The 19,177-nt window shown below is 64.6% G+C and carries 16 protein-coding genes; 2 read left to right on the top strand and 14 right to left on the bottom strand.

The features are described 5' to 3' along the window. Nucleotides 1-59 precede the first annotated feature (59 nt). The 5 genes from OG413_RS12185 to OG413_RS12165 form a co-directional block, all read right to left on the bottom strand. Nucleotides 60-650: a hypothetical protein gene (locus OG413_RS12185; protein ID WP_266805031.1), complete on the bottom strand. Its 591-nt coding sequence runs from the start codon at nucleotides 648-650 to the stop codon at nucleotides 60-62. Between the two features lie 7 nt (nucleotides 651-657). Beyond that, nucleotides 658-2,331 (bottom strand): DEAD/DEAH box helicase family protein, encoded by a 1,674-nt coding sequence (locus OG413_RS12180; RefSeq protein ID WP_266805029.1) that lies wholly within the window; start codon nucleotides 2,329-2,331, stop codon nucleotides 658-660. Nucleotides 2,332-2,334: 3 nt separating this feature from the next. Continuing rightward, nucleotides 2,335-4,893 carry an ATP-binding protein gene (locus OG413_RS12175; RefSeq protein ID WP_266805027.1) on the bottom strand — a complete coding sequence of 853 codons (2,559 nt, stop codon included), beginning with the start codon at nucleotides 4,891-4,893 and terminating at the stop codon, nucleotides 2,335-2,337. Nucleotides 4,894-5,072: 179 nt separating this feature from the next. Continuing rightward, nucleotides 5,073-5,573, bottom strand: coding sequence for a very short patch repair endonuclease (locus tag OG413_RS12170; RefSeq protein WP_323137847.1), 501 nt, complete (start codon nucleotides 5,571-5,573; stop codon nucleotides 5,073-5,075). A gap of 278 nt (nucleotides 5,574-5,851) precedes the next feature. After that, nucleotides 5,852-7,168 (bottom strand): DNA cytosine methyltransferase, encoded by a 1,317-nt coding sequence (locus tag OG413_RS12165; RefSeq protein WP_266805025.1) that lies wholly within the window; start codon nucleotides 7,166-7,168, stop codon nucleotides 5,852-5,854. Nucleotides 7,169-7,291: 123 nt separating this feature from the next. Between OG413_RS12165 and OG413_RS12160 the strand changes: the two genes are divergently transcribed. Beyond that, complete coding sequence (locus OG413_RS12160) at nucleotides 7,292-8,167, top strand: GIY-YIG nuclease family protein (protein WP_266805023.1); 876 nt, start codon at nucleotides 7,292-7,294, stop codon at nucleotides 8,165-8,167. A gap of 214 nt (nucleotides 8,168-8,381) precedes the next feature. On the opposite strand, the gene OG413_RS12155 is transcribed toward OG413_RS12160, so the two are convergent. The 5 genes from OG413_RS12155 to OG413_RS12135 form a co-directional block, all read right to left on the bottom strand. After that, nucleotides 8,382-8,639, bottom strand: a complete 258-nt coding sequence (locus OG413_RS12155; RefSeq protein ID WP_266810094.1) for a hypothetical protein — start codon at nucleotides 8,637-8,639, stop codon at nucleotides 8,382-8,384. 285 nt (nucleotides 8,640-8,924) lie between these two features. Next, entirely contained in the window at nucleotides 8,925-9,803 is an 879-nt protein-coding gene (locus OG413_RS12150) for a hypothetical protein (protein WP_266805021.1), read from the bottom strand. Between the two features lie 113 nt (nucleotides 9,804-9,916). Further along, nucleotides 9,917-10,564, bottom strand: a complete 648-nt coding sequence (locus OG413_RS12145; protein ID WP_266805019.1) for a hypothetical protein — start codon at nucleotides 10,562-10,564, stop codon at nucleotides 9,917-9,919. A 348-nt stretch (nucleotides 10,565-10,912) separates the two neighbouring features. Further along, nucleotides 10,913-11,863: an NAD-dependent epimerase/dehydratase family protein gene (locus OG413_RS12140; protein WP_266805017.1), complete on the bottom strand. Its 951-nt coding sequence runs from the start codon at nucleotides 11,861-11,863 to the stop codon at nucleotides 10,913-10,915. An 11-nt stretch (nucleotides 11,864-11,874) separates the two neighbouring features. Beyond that, nucleotides 11,875-13,170, bottom strand: a complete 1,296-nt coding sequence (locus OG413_RS12135; RefSeq protein ID WP_266805015.1) for a nucleotide sugar dehydrogenase — start codon at nucleotides 13,168-13,170, stop codon at nucleotides 11,875-11,877. 335 nt (nucleotides 13,171-13,505) lie between these two features. Here OG413_RS12135 and metG point away from each other — a divergent pair, with 335 nt between their 5' ends. Further along, complete coding sequence (metG, locus tag OG413_RS12130; RefSeq protein WP_266805013.1) at nucleotides 13,506-15,227, top strand: methionine--tRNA ligase; 1,722 nt, start codon at nucleotides 13,506-13,508, stop codon at nucleotides 15,225-15,227. Nucleotides 15,228-15,259: 32 nt separating this feature from the next. On the opposite strand, the gene OG413_RS12125 is transcribed toward metG, so the two are convergent. From OG413_RS12125 to OG413_RS12110, 4 genes are read right to left on the bottom strand one after another with little or no spacing between them, the layout of a single operon-like run. Next, a complete protein-coding gene (locus OG413_RS12125) occupies nucleotides 15,260-15,898 on the bottom strand; it encodes a histidine phosphatase family protein (RefSeq protein ID WP_266805012.1) in 639 nt (212 codons plus the stop codon). A gap of 21 nt (nucleotides 15,899-15,919) precedes the next feature. Further along, a complete protein-coding gene (locus OG413_RS12120) occupies nucleotides 15,920-16,474 on the bottom strand; it encodes an FkbM family methyltransferase (protein ID WP_266805011.1) in 555 nt (184 codons plus the stop codon). Beyond that, on the bottom strand, nucleotides 16,426-18,021 hold the full coding sequence (locus OG413_RS12115) for a hypothetical protein (RefSeq protein ID WP_266805009.1): 1,596 nt from the start codon (nucleotides 18,019-18,021) through the stop codon (nucleotides 16,426-16,428). Before OG413_RS12115 ends, OG413_RS12120 begins: the two co-directional genes overlap by 49 nt. A 6-nt stretch (nucleotides 18,022-18,027) precedes the next feature. After that, nucleotides 18,028-19,170: a glycosyltransferase family protein gene (locus OG413_RS12110; protein ID WP_266805008.1), complete on the bottom strand. Its 1,143-nt coding sequence runs from the start codon at nucleotides 19,168-19,170 to the stop codon at nucleotides 18,028-18,030. Nucleotides 19,171-19,177: the final 7 nt, after the last annotated feature.

Below are 19,177 nucleotides of genomic sequence, written 5' to 3'. Positions count from 1 at the left end.
CTGCCGTGGGCACCTCAGCACAGCCAACAGAAAAGTGCCATGTCCGGTCTGAGCCGCCGTCACACACGCGTGAGTCGAAGGGTAATGTGGAGCAGCTCGATGCTTGCCTGCTTGGCGAGGAGCCGATGCCGAAGCTTCTCGCCTCCGCTGAGGCGCGTTCCCTGCGGTGAGGTAACAACGATGAGCGGCTCGGCACCGCCATCCACACGAGCGTTGATGCCCGCCCACACAAGGTCGGCAAGTTTGGCCGCCGGCCCCCAGATCATCAGGACGTCCGTTTGCGGCCCGCGGACCAGGCAGCGATTGGGCTTGACGTCAACTGTCTTAGGGTCAGCGAGCCAGTCCGGCCCAATCGCCTGATGCGCGATCTGCTCCATCCCGGGGTAGCGGCTGGCCGAGAACTGCGCGTAGGAACCGATGCCGTAGCGCGCCCTGGGCAGTTCCTTGATCGGTCCATCCTTGATCCACACGCGGACGCGGTCGCGTTCAATGAAGCGTGTGAGCTTGCCCCCGATGAGTGGGTCGTCGATCCAACGCACGTACCACTGAGAACGCTCACGCGGGGCCATACCGTCCCAGTCGAGTTCGTCGACCTGCCTATACACCTCGGCGATCACCTCGCGGCGGATCTCCTCATCGATGTCACTCATCGGTCCTTCATCCCCCAAAGGCAGCCGGGTCGGGAAACTGAAGGCGACTCTTATCCAACGAAGTCTCCAGACTCGCCGCGTCCTTGATCCATTCACGCATCAGACTCTCCGCGCGCTTGTCGGCGAAGTCGAAGCTCGTGCCGCGTTCCCGCAGGCGCAGGGTCTCAACTTCGTCTTCGGCAATCTGTTGGCGGATGTTCAAGATAGCGGCGATGCGGCGGATGTCGCTGACGAAGTCAAGGACCTCCACGTGCGACTTCCCCGGACGCAGGCGCAGACCACGGCCGAGTTGCTGAACGAAGATCCGGCGACTGTGCGTGACTCGGGCGAAGCAGAGGATGTTCACATCCGGGATGTCCACACCCTCGTTGAGGATGTCGACGGCTGTCAGGATCGGGACCTCGCCGCTACGGAAGCTCATCAGTCGGGCCTGACGTTCCCGCTTGTTGAGACCGGCGTGAACGGTGAGCGCACCGCGCCACTGCGGAACCTTCGCGAGCAACGCCGCCAATCGTTCGGCATGTTCGATGGTGCGGCAGAAAACCACCGCGCGAGGGTTCTGAGTGCGCGCCCATACCTCCATCAGCTTCTCGCGCACTCCTTCGTCTCGTTCGGGGAGGAAAAGGCGTGCGTTGAGATCCTTGATCGAGTAGTTGTGGTCGCTGACGCCACGGACGAAATCCCAGTCGATGTTGTCCGCATAGAGCCGGTAGCGGACTTCTGACAGGTAACCCAATCGCATGCCGTCCTCGATACCCAGCGTGTAGCTGGGTTCGCCGAAGCGTGTGCGAATGTCGAAGCGATCACCACGCCAGGGCGTTGCCGTGACCCCGAAAATCTGACTCGCGTGGAGGACATCAAGAAGCTCGGCCAGTTGGCCGTCCTCGGCGACGTGATGGGCTTCGTCGACCATGACTAGCGCAGGGCGGTAACCGGCGCGGGCGTAGCTGAGAGCACTCGCTGTTGTTGCGCAGGTAACTCCTCGCAGGTCGTCAGGACGGTGGTCGCCGGTTAGGAGCTGAGTGCGCACGCCCTTGGGCAGGTGGTGCCACAACGCTCGCTCAAGCTGCTCCACAAGATCCTTTGCCGGGGCGACGATTAGGATTTTGTCCCGGGGATTCTCGCGCAGGTGGCGGTCGACGGCCTCGCCGCCAACCACTGTCTTCCCCAGGCCGGTTGCCAAAACCAGCAGTGCACGGTCGGCGCTTCGCAAGTCGCCAATCACTGCCCGCAAAGCCTCGCCTTGGTAGGGGCGAAGCGTGCGGGAGGGCAGCCGGTCAGCTGTGAATCGGTCGTCCGAGTAGAGGTCAGCCAGTTCCTGTCCCGCCCATAGCTCCACTCTCATGCCGACCGCCGCGAGGCTGTCGCGCCGCTTCTGGGTGAGCGGCCCGAAGCGGCTGTTAGTGACCACAACGGCGTGGTCGGCGCCATAGTGGGCTTTGGCCTCCAGGACCTCGTCGATGGCGCTTGGAGGCACCGCCGCTCCTGCCTTCCACTTGGCTTGAAACACCCAGAGGCGGCCCTCGCGGGTAGCGAGAATGTCGCCACCCTGGTCGTTCGCACCGTCAATGTTGACGACGTCGGTGAAGCCCAGGTGTAGCGCTAGCCGTTCCAGCTGGCGAGTGAAACCGAACGGTCCCATCCAGCGCAGGAAGTCGGGAGCCATGAACGAGGTGGTCATCGCTCACACCGGTCCGGCAACGCTCTGGTCGAGCATGTCGAAGGTGATCCGTGCCAAAGAAAGCTCGAGTCGAGTCTTCGCACCTGGGTCGGTCAGGAACTCACTGACGACCTCCAGGGGGCGCACGGTCTGCGCCACCTGCCTGTCCTTGACCGCACTGTCCGACCAGCCGCTCCAGGACGTCTTGAACACTGCTCCATCCAGGAAGGCGGCTGGACGCACCCGGACGACAGCCGCGATCCCGGCAGCGTCCAAGTGAGCCACGAAAGCCCCGTCCTTGACAACAGTGGGCCAGTCCAGAGAAGCGTCTGCCCGCCCGGCGTCCCGCTCGGCATGCAGCCTGACCACCTCTGGCACCGCCTCCCAAAGCTCGTTGGCCATCGGCGCGACGACGGGCGCCATCAGCTCGCGCACTCGGCCCAACAGCGAGCCAGCCCGGTCGCGTAGCGCTGACTCGGTGACCCGTTGGTCGGAAAACTGTCGTGTGACCTCAGCCGCGACCGCTGTTACCTTCTGCCCATCCGGTTCGAACGCGTGCAGCGTCTGTGCGATCTCCATCAACGCGTAGTCGCGCGGATCTCGTCCATACTCGCGGAAGACGAGGTGCTCGCCATGGACGAACACCTCCAGGCTCACGCCCTTTCCCAGACGCGCCAGCGAGGGAACTGGCCGCTCGCGATCGTCCAGCAAGGGGGTGCGCGTCTCAAAGACCGTCACGGCTTTGCGGCCAAGTCGCGGCAGGGTTACCTCGCCCGTCAGATCAAAGATCTGACGGGCATCAGCGCGGTAGCGCTCGAAGCGCTGCTCCTCAGTCTCCACAGGCTCGGGCTCAGATGCCGGAGCGGGTGTCGGTGTGGGCGCCACGCCTCCGAGATCGTGGCCGTCGGTAGGCGAGCCGCCCAGAGGCGTCAGTCCCGTGCGACCCGTCAGCGAGGGACCGCCGACCCCACCACTGGTGGTCGGCCGCGTGGGTGCCCCTCCATTGGCTCGGATCTCATCGTGGGCCAGCACCGCCTGGTACCAGATCTCGTCCGAGAGGAACTCCGGGTGCTGGCCAGAGTGGAACTTCACACCCCAGTCCCGAGCTGTGTCGTGAATAGCCGTGCTGCCGTTGCCGGGGATCAGGCAACCAACACCTGGGCGGTTTTCCTGATAGCCCTTGAAAATCTCTCCGAGCGGCGAGGTGTTCGACGGGTATCCCGCCGTCCTAGCCTTCTTCGGGCGCATCGGCCCCTCACCACGCAGCGCAACGACAGCGTGCCGCCAGTCTCGGCTCTCCCGGTTGAAGTCGGTCTTCTGGTAACCCACCGGAACATGGTCGAGGTGAATCTCGCCCACGATGCGGCCCTGAGTAGCAGGGATGTCCACCGGATACTCCGGGACCTGAGACCCGTCGTTCGGGTTCTCCCAGGAGAACAGGGAGCGGTCCCCGATCCGGATCTTCCTGCCATTGCGCAGGAAGTCGATTCCGTAGTCGCTCTCGTCCAGGTAACGCTGAACCCCGAACCAACCGTGGATGCGGCGCTCGCGCAGCTGCATGTCGTCGCCGTCGCACTCCGCGCACCGATCCAGCGCGAGGTCCGGGCTCTGCCAGTGGCCGCACTTCATGCACGCCAACGCCGAGGCCAGGGGAATGTCCACAGCCCTAACAGCGGCAATCTCCCGCCCTTCCTTGGTCACCGTACGCGACGCCGACCAGACACAAGGCAGCCTCGGCGAGACGGTTTTCCCGTTCACCTTCAACCGGAAGCCGCGCCCCGCCATCGGGCCGTCGGGAACTCCAGGGACCGGGTTCTCGCCGCGCAACAGATACGAGTAGACGCGGCCGAGGTCAGCGCGGACCGAAGCATGGCGATTGGCCTTCTTGAGATCCTCGGCGATCTCGGTGCGCAGACGACGGACGATCACTTCGGTGCCGTGATCGGAAACGTCTTGCTTGGGCTCCCTCCGGAGAGGCGTCCTGAAACTGTCGTTCCGCGCGAGGCGGCGTAGGTCGATCTCCACGATCAGCCAGTCCGGGTCGCCCGCCCGTGTGGTCCGCACCTCCGTGTGGTGGCCCAGGCGAGCCGTGGCGATGTTGAAACCCATGCCAAACAGCCCGAGACTGCCATACCGGCGCTTACCGCTATAGCCAGCCTTCAGCGCACTCTGCAGCATCTCCAGGCTCATGCCCCGCCCGTTATCGAGTAGGCCGACGATCGGATCGTCGTCAGTCGGCTTCGGCAGAGTGATCCAGACCTCCTGTGCCTCGCTGCGGTCCGGGTCCGTCAGGAAGTCGTCGAAGGAGTTGTCGATCAGCTCCGCCAGACACTGCCACGGTTTGTAGGGGATGTCCCCCAACGCCTCCAGCAACTGCGGAGACGGCGTGAGGTCGATCTCCTCGAACAGAATCCCTGCGGCGTCATTCGACAAAGCGCTGCTCCCATCTGAAGTGTGGCTGGAGGACTCCAGGTCATCCACCTGTGCCAAGAGATACCGCATGGCACTGACATCGGAGCAAAGTCCTGTCGGGAAGCGACTGTTCAAGCTGTCGCCAACGCCGTACTTCTTGAGATGGATCAAGGGGTGGAGGACATTTTCAGCCAGGCGAAAACGCGCTGGTCGAGACCCTGACTGCCCCAGTTTGGGCTGCAAGCGGGCCGCACGTGCTCGGGCGCAACGTCGCCTCTCTTGAGCCGCACCAGAGTGGCGAAGGTATCTCTCTCCCGACACCGACGCATGGGGAGGGCGGGAAGGCCAACTCAGGCGCCATCTGCCCGTTCCCTCACAACTTGGTCGATCCGCTCAGCCGCTATCTCTGGGTCCTCGTGTTCCCAGATCCTCACAACGATCCACCCCTGCGCGTTCAACGCCGTGTTCGTGTCGGCGTCGCGGGCGCGGTTCCCCTCGATCTTCTCTTGCCAGAACTCCGCTCGCTTGGTGGCGGGCCGGTGGTGCTCGGGACAGCCGTGCCAGTAGCAGCCATCGACGAACACGGCCACACGGGCTTTGGTGAACACGATGTCGGCCGTACGCCGAAGGTCCGAGATCGGCCGCGCCGAGACGCGGTAGCGAAGTCCCTTGCGGTGAAGAGCAGAACGCAGGAGACGCTCCGGCTTCGTGTCCCGCCCCTTGTTCGCGGACATGACCGCACGGGAGGCCGGTGACGACGCCCACGAGCCGGGCGGCACGGTCTCGGTAGTCACGTATCCGGCAGTGCGCGCCATCGCCCACGCTTGCGCCAAATTCGCGGCGCGGGTCACCGCGTCCACCTCACCGACGTACCGCTCTCGCGTCTCGCCGCTCTGTGACCACCGAAGGTAAGCGCGGATTCGGCGAGTGCTCCGGTAGAGGCGCAGCGCGACCGATGCGCGGGCGTACCTTCCCTCACCGACGTCGACCGCTCGCGTATGACGCCCGCCGGCAGCTCGGTCTTGTTCAGACGCACGCGACTCCCGGTTCATTCCCGCTCGCGGCTTCCACGCCCGATCAGGCGGCATCCGCTCGTTCCAACGTCTCTGCCGATCGCTCGCGGCTTCGTTCACTTCCGCTTCTCCGGGTCCTCCAGAGCCCCAACCGACGTGAGGGCTTTGGCCACAGCCTCCGCGAACACCCTCCCCAGCTTGACCGGAACGGCGTTGCCCAACTGGCGCATCTTCTCGCCGCGTGGGCCTTCGAGTACCACATGGTCCGGGAACGTCATGACTCGCGCGGCCTCGCGCACGGTCATATAGCGGTATCCGTTTCCGCCCCCGAAGTTGACGAAGTTGACATTGTCGAGCTGCATGACGGATTCCCCACCCGGCACACCATGCACACCCGCCTTTACGGTCTTCGCGGGCCGGTCCAGCACGTTCGGGGTGTGCCCGGTATACATACGAGCCGCAGGCCACCCAGTGTGATCGGGGATGCTTCCCACCGGAAGCTTGCCTTTGACAGCATCCTCCGTAACGTACGGAAGCGGCTTCCCCTCGTTCTCGTCGATTCCCGCGATGGCGTCCCGCAGCGTGCGCCACGGCTCTAGCTTCAGCTTCTCTTTGGTCTTCGGATCCTCGTGATCAAGTTCGGGAAGGTTGGCAATTACGCGCTTGCGGACTTCCGGGGAAACCCTCTTATGCCGCCCTGCCCAATAAGGCCCGCCTTCACGCATAGAGTGAATCATCGACTCTTCGGAATGTGTCTCCTTGGGCATAAACTCGCCCCACTCGACATCGAGATCGGCACGGAATGCTACGATGATCACCCGATTTCGGATCTGCGGAACGCCATAGTCAGCCGCGTTAACCGCCATCTCCTTGACGACATACCGCTCCGACAACTCAACCGTGTCGTTGGCGATCAACTTCTCAAGAATCTCGTTGTGTTCTTCCCACGTATGATTCTTGTCCCGTTCCACGAAGGGCAAGCTCATCTCGTTCAAGATGTATTCAAAATAGGGCTTGAAAGACGGTCTAATCAGACCGCGAACATTCTCGCAAATAATCGCTTTCGGTTTCATTTCCCGAATGGCCCGGAACATCTGCGGGAACATGTTCCGCTCGTCTTCCATGCCCCTAGCAACTCCACCGAGACTGAACGGCTGGCAGGGCGGCCCGCCCGCGAGGACGTCGACCTCGTCCGTGACGAGGTCTGTGAAGTCGATATCGCGCACGTCGCCCGGGACTAGCGGCCAACGTTTCGTCGGCTCGTCAGGGTTGGGCGGGTTCTTCGCCAGAGACTCACACGCCCGCTTGGCGTACTCATTCACCAGGAGCGGGCGGAAGCCCGCAGCGTGTACAGCCATCGCGAGCCCCCCGCCGCCAGCGAACAGCTCGACACATGTCCCCACCTCTTGGCGCTCTTCTCGCAGTTCAGACATGAGGGAAGCATACCGCGGAGTTAGTGATCACGACGACACATCCCGCAACTTGTCTCGCGTGTTTCCCAGGATCACCGGATAGGGTGACCGCGATCAGGCGTTTCTTGGATGACAGGTGCTCACATGACGGACCAGTTCAGCGATCAGTTCCGCCTCAGCATCACCGAGGCACTGAGCAAACAGCTGTACGCCGCTCTGAACCGCCTAGAGCCCGCACCCCTCACTCGGGAGAACTTGGCCAAACTTGCCCCTCAGGCCGACTTGCTCGGCCTACCCAGCAAGTCCGGCGTATATCAGCTCTTCCGTCAGAAACCTGGCGAGGCTCGCGAACTCACCTATGTCGGAAAGGCCGACGAGTCACTTCCAGAGCGCCTGGAAAACCATCTCTCCAAACTGTCTGGACGGGAAGGAGTCTCCCTAGGGGAGATGCATTTCCGGTGCCTCTTTGTCGAAGAGGACCTCTCCTCGGTCTCTCCGGAAAAGATGTTGATCAAACAGCACCTTAAGACTGGAAAGATCGTTTGGAATAATCGCGGATTTGGCAACAACGACCCGGGCCGCAATCGCGACGGAACCACAATCAAGAGTGATCATTTCGATCTCGAATTCCCGGTCGACCTCTCCCGCAAGGTAGAGGGGCTGACGCCAGGTACACAGCCCCTATATGCGATGCTTCGAGATATCAAGAGCGGCATACCGTTCCTCTTCCGCTTCAAGACTTCAACCGCTCTCAAGCAGCTGATGGTCACCGTCCCGGAAGGTGACATGACCGCAGACGAGGCGTTCCGCTTTGTCTCGCAGCACCTGGCTGGCAAGTGGCAAATCTGTGCCCTGCTCGGCTGGGTAATCATGTACGACGACAGCCCCTCGACCTACCCCAGCGCCCGGCGCTACTACCGCTCAGGGGAAGTCCTCGATCAGGCTCCGAAAACGAAACAGCCTGGGAAGAATGACGACGCAGAGGACGAGGGAAGCGAAAACGACTACTCCGACGCGTGACGTCCTGAATGAGCATTGCTCCGCTACGGATAAAGCCCTGACTCGGTAGTCAACATTTCCGAATCGGGCCACCAAACCGCTGGTGAACGGATCGAAGCCTGCCACCATTTGGGGCTGCCTGAAACGCCTGTCGCGACTCCTCACCATCAAGGTGTTGCGACGATGGGCTGAACTCGCCCTGGCTACGGCTCCGATACTGGCAACGCTCCGTATTCTAGGTAGACGGTCTGGCCCGCCGCGTGAGCCTGGATGTCAGCGGTGATTCGGCGTACGAGGCGGGGGATGGTGAGTTCCGGCAACTCTCCGATGTGGTGGAAGTCGTAGCTGCAGAGCTCGTCGGCTTGGAGCGCGACCTGCTGGCAGTGGTCCGCACTGAGACGGCCACCGTGGAAGAGGTAGAGGACCTCCAGTCCACGACGAGCAGGCGGCCGATGCCGGGCTTGATGCCCAACTCCTCGTGGACCTCGCGCACGCAGGCTTGCAGCGGGGACTCGCCCTTTTCGACGTAACCGCCAGGGGCGGTGGTCACTGTGTGTCAGCTGATAGCCCTCAAGCGGACCGCCGTGGCTCTCGTACTCGACTTCACGCATGCCGGCACAGTAGCTTCGGCCCAGTCGGGGGCCGAGGCGATGATTGATCCTGACCGACCTTGGTGCAGCCCTGAACGGCATTGGCGGCCGGGAGAGTGCAAGACTGCTGTACGTAACCAGCTGCGCCCCGCCTGATTTTCGCTGGACGAGGTGGCCAGGACTCCTCCTCATGCAGAACGAGCGCGCCGTCTCACTAAATGCCGCGTAGCAGTAGCCGGCCGAACCCTGGGCAGCCTCGGTCGCGGCAACGCTGTCTGCGAAAGCCGCTGTAGTAGGTCACGGGATCGCTCCGACAGCTCGTGCCCCAGAGCCAAGAGCGAGCTCCGCGCTTGAACCCAGCGCAGCACGGGTGTTGCAGCCGCAGCCGCCGAAAGGGCAAGCATGATCGCGTACCCCAGGAAAGTGCTGCCGGAGACGCCATGGCGAATCGAGGGCCATACGGAAACGGCGATCGGGAGTGCGGCGGAGATGACAATGGCTGCCTGGCTCTTGCGCGACTCAGCATGAAATGCATCGCGCCACGTCCGGATGCGGACAGCTGCTGTGATGCGTGAACCGATCTCACCCAGCGCGACCGCCCGCTGCTGGAGCCTGCGCCGTTCACGGACTGCCAGCACCGACCCGTCGGAGAGGATGCGCGACAACTCCGCCGCTTGCTGCCGCCAGCGTGCACGGGCTACCGACCTCGGACGCCTCCCGATGGCCTCGCTGTACTGGTTGCGCGCCACAGCGAGCACGATGAGGGTGCTCATCGCGAATCCGAGGACGGTAGCCCCCGGGCCCTCACCGATCATGCTGGTACTGATACCCCCGGCCAGGCCCCCCACAAAGGCCAGCACGGGTGTGGTGAACTCCGTGAAGTAGCGCTCGTCTGGGATCGAGTGCAGACGTCGTTCGAAGCGGTCAATGCGATGCGACAACAGCATCGACAACAACTGCGCGATGAATGTTACGGCGACGTAGGCAACGTCGGCTCCGACCAACCCCACCCATATGAGCTTCTCCACGGCACGCAGCGTAGACAACAGCGGCTTGTCAATGGTCAAAACCTAGGAACCGGCAAGCATGGCTGGGGGCGGTCAGGGGTCGGACATCGGGGGTTCGGGGCACCCACAGATCGATGGTTCCCGAGACGCGACAGGCTTACCACCGAGAGCAGTCAGTAAGGGGGCTCCTCTACGCCCGTACAGGCTGGGCCAGAAGCTATCGTGTTGCTTTCGGCGCACAAGGCAACTGCGTTCTGCAGGCCGGTGAAGTCGGTCTCCAGCGGGTTGAGGCGCTTGAGGCTGGATGGCCTGATGCTCTTCTGGGTCGGGCACCGCTCGTCCAGGATACGGGTGGGCAGGACGTAGAAGGTCCACTGGTCGAGGTCCAGGGGGTCGAGGGTTTGCTTGTCCTGGTGGTGCAGCAGGCAGAAGACGTACACGTCTGAGCGGCGCAGTACGTCGGGCGAGGTAGTGCCGGTCTGGGCGTCCCAACCGGAGGTCGGTTTGATGTCGAACGAGACCTCTGACGGCCGGGACTGTGCCCACGACTGCAGGTAGGCCGTCGACTTCACCTCGACGCGCCGACCTTCGCGCGTGCGGATGTCGACAGTGTCCCATTCGGTGCGGGTGCCGGCGGCGGCGCCCAGGGCCGTGGCCACGAGGTACTCGGCCAGGACGCCGCGCATGGTGTTGTTGGCCAGGTCAGAGCATGCCCAGCTCCAGAAGTCGCCGAGCCTGCCCACAGTTTCGCTGTCAGCCCGTATCGGCTCGCTTCCGTTGCGGCGCGTGATGACCAGCGGTCCAAGATCGGCGGTGCTCATACTGTCCTCCTGACGACGGTCTGGGGCGGGCGGTGTTTAGTCTGACACCAGCCGCTGACAAGGCAGTTAGGACCCTCGGAAGGATGCGTTCCGTCCGCCGGAAGCCGAAGGGTGAGAACACGCGACGGACCCGACGGTGGCGTGGTCGGGCCCGCCGCTTTTGCTGAGTTCGAGCTGGTTGCCCCGGTTGGCGTGTGCAGGAGTCTCCGACGCCAGCGCCGAATCCGCGGACGCTTCGAAGCACGGAGGGCAGTCGGTCTGAGTGATGGCTGACCCGAGAGACGATCCGGCCGTCGTCGATGCGGCACACCGCTTGGTCACCGAGGCGCAGCAACTCGACCGCATAGCTCAGATGAGGGTGGGGCCCGTCATCGAGTTTCGGAACCAGTCAACTGTGGCCGGTAGCCCTCCCTGAATCGGTATGGATCTCACCATTGGAAAGAGCGCTCGCAGGCGTGTGCCATCGGCCTGTGAATGTGGGACCTCGCCGAGGCGGATGGGTGCGTGTGCCCTGCGGGCGCGGCGCCCTGTTGCGGCCTCAATCTCCGGAATCAGGTCCAGTAGGGACATGCGAGTCCCGAAGGCCAGGTTTACGGGGCGGGGTTCCACGATCCGGTGCAGCAGAGCGTCGGTGAGGACGCGGCAGACGGTGCCCACGTAGGTGAAGTCGCGTGTCTGTGTGCCGTCGCCGAACACAGTCACAGACTGGCCCGCGAGCGTGGCGCTGATCCACTTCGGTATGACGGCGGCGTAAGGGTGATCGGCGCGCTGACCGGGGCCGTAGACGTTGAAGAAGCGGAAGGGCAGGACCGGCAGACCGTAACTGTGGTGGTACGCCCCCAGGTACGCCTCGGTGGCGAGTTTGGTGACCGCGTACGGGCTCATCGGGGCAGGGGCCAGGTCCTCATGCTTCGGGAGGCACGGGTTCGCGCCGTAGACCGAGGATGAGGAAGCTGCGATCACGTGCAGGTTGCCGGCACGGCGGGCGGCTTCGAGGACCTGGAGGGTCCCCGTCGCGTTGGCATGGTGGCTGGCCAGCGGATCCCTTACGGAGCGAGGCACGGATGGCAGAGCGGCCAGGTGAACGATGGCGTCCGCGCCGTGGAATGCCTGGTCCAGGAGAGCCGCGTCCTGGATGTCACCTTCGAAGAAGCCGACGTCCTGGTCCGCGAGGTTCTGCTTCGACCCGGTGCTGAGGTTGTCGATCACCCGGATCTGGGTGATCGCAGGGTCGTTTGCCAAGGTCCGGACGAGGTTGCTGCCGATGAATCCGGCGCCGCCGGTGATCACGATGTTCACGGGGGTTCCCTTCAGAGAGCGTCGATGTGGGCGCCGGCCAGCCGACGGCGGCAGTCGAGTACGTACGGGGCGTGGGCGTTGATCGAGGCGTAGTCGAAGGCGTCGTGGTCGGCGAGGAGAACGACGGCGTCGGCCGCGGCGAGGTGCTCCGGGGTGGCATCGACACGTTGGAGGTTCTCCAGAGCGGCAGCACGAGGGTGGGCGTCATCCACAACATGAGGGTCCGCGGCCTGGACCTCGGCGCCCATACCCGTCAGCAGTTCCGCGATTCGGGCTGCGGGGGTTTCTCGGGCGTCGCCGGTGTTGGCCTTGTAGGCCAGCCCCAGCAGCAGGATGCGGGAGCCGTTGAGCGACTTACTGCGCTTGTTGAGGCCGTCCACGAGGCGACGGACCACATAGTCGGGCATGTGGCTGTTGACGTCGTTGGCCAGTTCGACGAAGCGGAAGCTACGGCCCAAGGTTCGCTGGACCCGCCAGGAGAGATAGGACGGGTCAATGGGCAGGCAGTGACCGCCGACGCCAGGTCCTGGTGTGAAGCGCATGAAGCCGAAGGGCTTGGTGGCTGCGGCGTCGATCGCGGCCCAGATGTCGATGCCCAGGTCGTGGGCGAACATCGCGAGCTCGTTGGCCAAGGCGATGTTCACGTGCCGGAAGGTGTTCTCCAGTAGCTTGGCCAGCTCGGCTTCCTTGCAGTTGGCGACCGGGATGACCGTGTCGACGAGAGAGCCGTAGAAGTTCTGGATGGCTGTTACTGACGCGGCGTCGATGCCGGAGACGACCTTGGGAGTGTTCTCCAGCTTCCACTCCCGGTTGCCGGGGTCGATGCGCTCGGGGCTGCAGCCGAGGTGGAAGTCGTGGCCAGCAGTCAGGCCGGACACGCGCTCAAGGATCGGGCCGAAGAGTTCCTCGGTCGTGCCGGGGTACGTGGTGGACTCCAGGACGACGGTCGCCCCTGGTCTGAGATGGCGGCCGAGCATCATCGCTGCGTCCTCGACATGCGCCAGATCGGGAACCCCGTCGCGGAGCGGTGTGGGGACGGTGACGATCGCGAGATCGAAGTTCGCGCAGTCAGCGGTGTCGAGGCTCGGGCGATAGGCCCCGGAGGCCAGGAACGGACCCAGCCGCGCGTCCGGAACGTCCTCGACGTACGACTCCCCAGCAATCAGCCGCTTCACGCGCTCGGCGTCAACGTCGAGGCCGACAACGCGGTACCCGACTTCGGCGGCCCGGACCGCGAGAGGGAGACCGACGTACCCCTGCCCCACGACGAGGACGCGTCGCTGCTGGGACTCGGATTTTTCGATCATGCTGACCACCTGTTTGGAGTGGAGTGAGGACAGTGCATGCGGATCGGCCGAGGCGCGATGGTTCTAAGATGAGGACTGCCTCGGCCGTACGAGACTCGCTTGGCCGCCTGTCTCGGACGGCCGAGCGCCTTTTCCGCACCGGCTTGTCCGAGGGATAAACAGCACGCCGGGGGAACACCCGGGTTCGATACGATGGCGGCGGCCTGCAGACCCGACCGGTCACCGTGGGTGACACGACTGAGCGACCTGAGTGGTCGCGTCTGCTGCCGCCTCCCGACTTGGGCCCGCCGCAGCACTGCCACCGGCGCTGTACGTAAGAAATGGAGCATCCAAGGATGGCTCGACACCTGGTAACCAGCGCGCTTCCCTACATCAACGGGATCAAGCACCTGGGCAACATGGTGGGGTCGATGCTTCCGGCGGATGTGTACTCCCGGTACCTCCGCCAGCGTGGTCACGACGTCCTCTACATCTGCGCGACCGATGAGCACGGCACACCTGCCGAGCTGGCCGCCAAGGAGTCCGGGCTGTCGGTCGCGGAGTTCTGCGCGCAGGCCCATGACGCACAGAAGGCCGTGTACGACGGCTTCCAGCTGGCTTTCGACTACTTCGGCCGTAGCTCTTCGCAGCAGAACGTCGAGATCACACAGCACTTCGCGCGCCAGCTCCACAAGAACGGCTTCATCGAGGAGCGGGCGATCAGCCAGGTGTACTCGCCTGTCGACGGCCGCTTCCTGCCGGACCGGTACGTCGAGGGCACCTGCCCGCACTGCGGCTACGACAAGGCCCGCGGTGACCAGTGCGAGAACTGCACCCGCGTCCTGGACCCGACCGACCTGATCGACCCGCGCTCGGCGATCAGCGGCTCCACCGACCTGGAGGTCCGCGAGACCAAGCACCTGTTTCTGCTCCAGTCGAAGCTCCAGCAAGAGGTGGAAGCCTGGGTGGCCCAGCACGAGGAACAGTGGCCCCAGCTGTCCTCCTCCATCGCCCGCAAGTGGCTCACCGAGGGCCTGCTCGACCGGGCGATTACCCGCGACCTGGACTGGGGCGTCCCGGTCCCGGCCGACACCTGGCCGGAGCTCGCGGCCGAGGGCAAGGTCTTCTACGTCTGGTTCGACGCTCCGATCGAGTACATCGGTGCGACGAAGGAGTGGGCGGACGCTGCCCAGGACGGCCAGACCCGCGACTGGAAGTCGTGGTGGTACGAGGCGGACGACACCGTGCGCTACACGCAGTTCATGGCTAAGGACAACGTCCCCTTCCACACCGTGATGTTCCCGGCCACCGAGCTCGGGGTGCGCGAGCCGTGGAAGAAAGTCGACGTCGTCAAGGGCTTCAACTGGCTGACGTACTACGGCGGAAAGTTCTCCACCTCCCAGAAGCGAGGCATCTTCACGGACGCTGCCCTGGAGATGCTGCCCGCCGACTACTGGCGTTACTTCCTGATCGCCAACGCCCCGGAGTCCGACGACTCGTCGTTCACCTGGGAGCACTTCGCCGCCACAGTCAACAAGGACCTGGCAGACACCCTCGGGAACTTCGTCAACCGTGTGCTGTCCTTCTCCCGGAAGCGGTTCGGCGACGAAGTCCCCGCAGGCAATGCGGCCGGCCAGGCGGAGGAGAAGCTGGGCGAGGAGATCGCCCAGCTGCTGGCCGAGTACGAGGAGCACATGGAGGCTCTTCAGTACCGAAAGGCCGGAGCAGCGCTGCGCGCCCTGTGGTCGGCCGGCAACTCCTACCTGGAGGAGAAAGCCCCCTGGCTGGAGATCAAGACCGACCCGGAGGGCGCGGCTCTGACGCTGCGTACGGCGATGAACCTCATCCACCTCTACGCGGTCGTCTCCGAGCCGTTCATCCCGGCTTCGGCCGCCGCCATGCGGGGCGCCTTCGCCCTTGAAGGCGACACCGCGACCTGGGTGAGCGCCGAGCAGGCCAGGTCCCTTGACGCGGTCCCAGCTGGCACTGCGTTCACCCTGCCGCCGGTCCTCTTCGCGAAGATCGCGGAGGAGGATCTGGAGGCGTATCGCACCCGCTTCGGTGGCGGCGACTCCTGACGGTGCCGTTCGCGCCCGTACCGAGGGCGCCCTCATCGCGCGGTATGGGCGGTGAGGCGCCCGGCCAGCTCGTCGGGCGGCACGTTCATCAGCCGGATTCGGGCGGCACCTTCGTGGATGTCGACGCATGTTAGGCATCCCGAGCCGGGCACGTACTTGAGGTAGTGCTCGAAACCGTGCTGCGTGAGCTTCAGCAGGAGGCAGGCGATTCCGCCACCGTGTCCGACCAGGAGCGTCGTGCGGTGCGATCCGGCGCAGATGTCGTCCCACAGGCATAAGTAGCGGGCCTGTACGTCTTCGGATGATTCGCCGCCCGGCGTGCGGTGCTGGTGGATGGGAACACCCTGGCGTGCCGCCTCCGCCGCTGCGAGGTCCCTGGGCCAGCCGCCAAGGTGGCCGCTGTTCTTCGCGGCCAGTCGGTGGTCCACGCGTGCGTGGGTTGGTGCGAGTGTGTCGGTCAGGAGGGCGGCGGACTCTTGGCATCGGGACATTGGGCTGACGAGCATCTGGTCGACCGCGATGCCGGCGGCGGCGAGGGTGCTGCCAACAGTGCGGATGTCGTCACGTCCGCGCTTGCTGAGTGTGCCGCCGACGGATTGGCCCTGGTGGATGGCGAGGGCGTTCTCCTCGGTCTCACCGTGCTTGATCAAGTAGATGCGCTTCGCGTACATGGCGCTCACTCCCCTTCCCGGTCAGTCCCAGTCGCGGACGTCGACGAACTCGGATACGGCGGCGAAGAGTTGGTCGTGCTCGGCTTGACTCATGGCGGGGAAGCGGTCGTAGTGCCACTCGATGTATAGAACGGAGATGAGGTTGACCGTCCCGTCGGCGAGCAACTTCCTGAGTACGGGGTATTCGGCACCCTCGATGTCCATCTTCACGACGACGTGATCGTCAGGTGTGACGGTCCGACTCAGCCAGGCACTGAAGTCGATGGCAGGTACCGGCACCGGTGAGCTGTAGTCGATCTGCTGGTCGTACACCGGCGGGACGCGCTTCCCTGGCATCACGGTGGAGCTCTCGTGGTGGCCGAGGAAGAGGTCCATCGTCCCGTCGTGCGTCCATACCGCGCTGTGCGAGACCTCGACGCGAGGTGAGTGCGATGCCTGTTCGACTTCACGCTGGATGGACGGCAGCAGTTCCTTGTTGGGCTCGAAGGCGTAGAAGTCGTGGTCGGGGAGTTCGTGGATGAAGCGGCTCAGGACGATTCCGAGGTTGGTTCCGCAGTCGATGAAGACTTTGCGCATGCTGGACTCCCGTGGTTGGTCGTAAGGGCGGGCAGGTGGATCTCCTGCACGACGTGGTCGGCGAGGAGGGCGAAGCCGCCGGTGTCCGGGCGGTAGCAGCGTTCCTGGTAGCGGATGGTGATGCGGCGCACCGGTTCCTCACCCCGGTAGGGAGGAAGGTCGCCCCACTGGTAGAGCTGGCCACCGGGGGCTTTGAGCCGGCGCAGCCGCCGGGGTAGGGGACCCTTCGGCGTACCGGCGTTGAGACGCGTGAACATCATGGCCAGGAAGGCAATGTGCTCGCGGGCCTGTATGTCGTCCGCTTGCACCTGGCCGTAGGTCTGCTTGAGGTGGCGGAGCTCGTCCGGGTCACCAGCTGCGTGGACGAGGCGGTCGCGGAGCTCTCTGTCCCAGACGATGCCGAGGTGACCGTGGAGGATGGGTTCGCTGGTGAGGAAGTAGCCCAGGACGCGGCCGAACTCGCGCTCGTAGGGGCACATGAAGTTGTTGTAGAGCCCGAGGACCGCGCCGGAGACTGTGTCCACCTGCCAGCTGACGCGGGCCGTGAAGGGTGAGTCCCACCAGCCCAGGTGCCACGGCTGCCACAGCAGGTCAGCCGTGCTGAGGATGAAGACGGGCAGCGCGATGACGATGGCTTGCCAGCCGAACGCCGCGGCGTACTCCGGACCGGGGAGCAGTGCGGTGGTCAACGCCAGGGCGACGTTGGTGCAGATGTTCTCCCAGAAGAAGATGCCGGACGCGAGGACGACGGCGAGGTTGAAGACGGCCGTTGCGACCAGGACCGCGACGAGCAGTCGGCGGTCGTGGAAGGCGATGAGGCCGGCGGTTTCGACCAGCACGGTCAGGATGTTGAAGGGACGGTCCGCGGAGCGTGCGCGGCGCAGGAAGCCGATCACGGTCTCGGGGCGCAGGAAGCGTGCCCATCCCCAGGAGTAGGCGGAGGCCGTGAGGTAGTGGGTGCGGTTGTGCCAGGCCCAGGACCAGGGCCGCGGCCCGAGCCGGGCCTTGCTCCACGCCGGCTTGACGTAGTGGGAGAGCGAGACGCAGCCGAGTGTCACTACGAGCCCCGTCGCGGGCCCAGAAGTGCTGAGGACCGTCGCCACGACGAACCACGTGAGGTACGCCTTGAGAAGACGCAGCGGCATCATCGCGTGGTGCTTCCAACCGTGCAATCGGCCGCAGTAGACAGCGAGCCACGGCAAGAGGGCCGGTGTCCAGAAGCAGCAAGCCAGTCCGAGGAGCAAGAGCACCGCTTTGGCCCGGCGCTGTGGGCCGATGGCCTGGGTCACGTCGTAGTCGCTCGTGGTGCCCTGCCAGGTGAGCAGAGCGATCACGAACACAACGAACCAGCGAAAGGGGCCCGGGTCGGGCGCGGGGAGGAAGGCCAGCAGGGCGGAGGGAACGGCGGTCGCGAGCGTCGCTCGCGCGGCCGTAGGCCGAAAGGACAGTGCACGCACTGCCGGAGAGACGACGAAGCGGTAGCAGATCACGACGGTCGCCACGACCAAGGCGGTGGTCACGTACGCGGGAAGCGCAGGCAGCTCCATGGCCGTCTACCGGACCGGCGAGTAGGAGACTCGACCAATGGTCGCGGGCATGGTCTCCAGGTAGGAGGCGATTCGCTTCCGGGGGTCTTGGATGAGGTGCTGGTCCCGATGACGTTCGACGTTGGCGCGAATCTCCTGGGTCCGGTTGAGGAAGTCGAGTACTGCTCCGCGGTCGATCCATGGAGCGGTGGTGCCGAGCTCCGCATCGTGGACCACCTTGGCGCACCAGTGCTGGTCGTACGTCGGCAACGGCACCAGGTGGACCGGCTTTCCGAGGACGAAGGCTTCGCTGATGAGGTTGAAGCCGGCGTTCGAAAAGACGGCCTCGGAGCGCGCCAGGTCGGAGATGAACGCCTGGCGGTCGAAGGGGCAGATCTCGATCTTGTCGTCGGCGTACTGACGCAGGGTTTCGATCTCGTCGGAGTGGGCGTAGATCCGCAGGGTCCGGTCGGGGACGTACTGCCGGAAGACGTCGGCGAGGGTGCGGACGGAGTCTTCAGGGCCGTGGTTGAAGTACCGCGAGAAGTAGGCCGTGGTCACCGGTTCGGTCGTGACTCGGGCGGAGCGGACGAAGTCCGGGACGACGGGGGCGATGAACTCCAGCTTCTGATCGTCTGCCTCCAGAGGGACATAGGAGCAGATGAAGGATCGGTCGGCGCGAGGTGCGAAGTAACGCAGTCGCTGCTCGTCGGCAGTGCGGGCGTACCGGCCAACCGGCGGCAGGTCGAGGTGCCGGTATTTGCTCTGTTGGTCGACCGAGATGAGTGGTTTGCCGAAGTGGTAGGCCAGGCGAGGGGTGTTGGGCTCGTAGTCCGTGATGAAGACGTCCGGGACGCCGGTTTCCCTGATGGTCCGGCGCAGGCGCAGGTGTCGGCTGATGCCGGCGGGAGTCTGCCGGATGTTGGTGCGTAAGGCGTCGGCCGCGTGGATGCGGTCGTCGCGGGCAAGGAGCGTCGGCATCCACCCGTCCCAGGCGGGGAAGCCGAGGTCGCGGAAGTACTCGACTCGGGTGCTCCCGTTGGTGATGATCCGTACCTGGTGGCCGCGGTCGCGCAGGTACTGGGCGATCACGCTCTGCCTGACGGAATGCCCCATGCCGATGCCGTTGACGCCGATGACCACGCTGAGCGGCTGTGTGAGTGCGGACACGACGATC

The organism is Streptomyces sp. NBC_01433 (assembly GCF_026340105.1).
GTDB lineage: Bacteria > Actinomycetota > Actinomycetes > Streptomycetales > Streptomycetaceae > Streptomyces.
The sequence above is the reverse complement of the archived record's forward strand: the minus strand, read 5'-3'. Positions and strand labels throughout refer to the sequence as shown.

Excerpts from the sequence above, each read along its gene's own strand:
- OG413_RS12145 (WP_266805019.1), bottom strand. The coding sequence starts at position 10,564 with ATGAGCACCGCCGATCTTGGACCGCTGGTCATCACGCGCCGCAACGGA.
- metG (WP_266805013.1), top strand. The coding sequence starts at position 13,506 with ATGGCTCGACACCTGGTAACCAGCGCGCTTCCCTACATCAACGGGATC.
- OG413_RS12165 (WP_266805025.1), bottom strand. The coding sequence starts at position 7,168 with ATGTCTGAACTGCGAGAAGAGCGCCAAGAGGTGGGGACATGTGTCGAG.
- OG413_RS12160 (WP_266805023.1), top strand. The coding sequence starts at position 7,292 with ATGACGGACCAGTTCAGCGATCAGTTCCGCCTCAGCATCACCGAGGCA.
- OG413_RS12180 (WP_266805029.1), bottom strand. The coding sequence starts at position 2,331 with ATGACCACCTCGTTCATGGCTCCCGACTTCCTGCGCTGGATGGGACCG.
- OG413_RS12185 (WP_266805031.1), bottom strand. The coding sequence starts at position 650 with ATGAGTGACATCGATGAGGAGATCCGCCGCGAGGTGATCGCCGAGGTG.
- OG413_RS12120 (WP_266805011.1), bottom strand. The coding sequence starts at position 16,474 with ATGCGCAAAGTCTTCATCGACTGCGGAACCAACCTCGGAATCGTCCTG.
- OG413_RS12135 (WP_266805015.1), bottom strand. The coding sequence starts at position 13,170 with ATGATCGAAAAATCCGAGTCCCAGCAGCGACGCGTCCTCGTCGTGGGG.
- OG413_RS12115 (WP_266805009.1), bottom strand. The coding sequence starts at position 18,021 with ATGGAGCTGCCTGCGCTTCCCGCGTACGTGACCACCGCCTTGGTCGTG.
- OG413_RS12125 (WP_266805012.1), bottom strand. The coding sequence starts at position 15,898 with ATGTACGCGAAGCGCATCTACTTGATCAAGCACGGTGAGACCGAGGAG.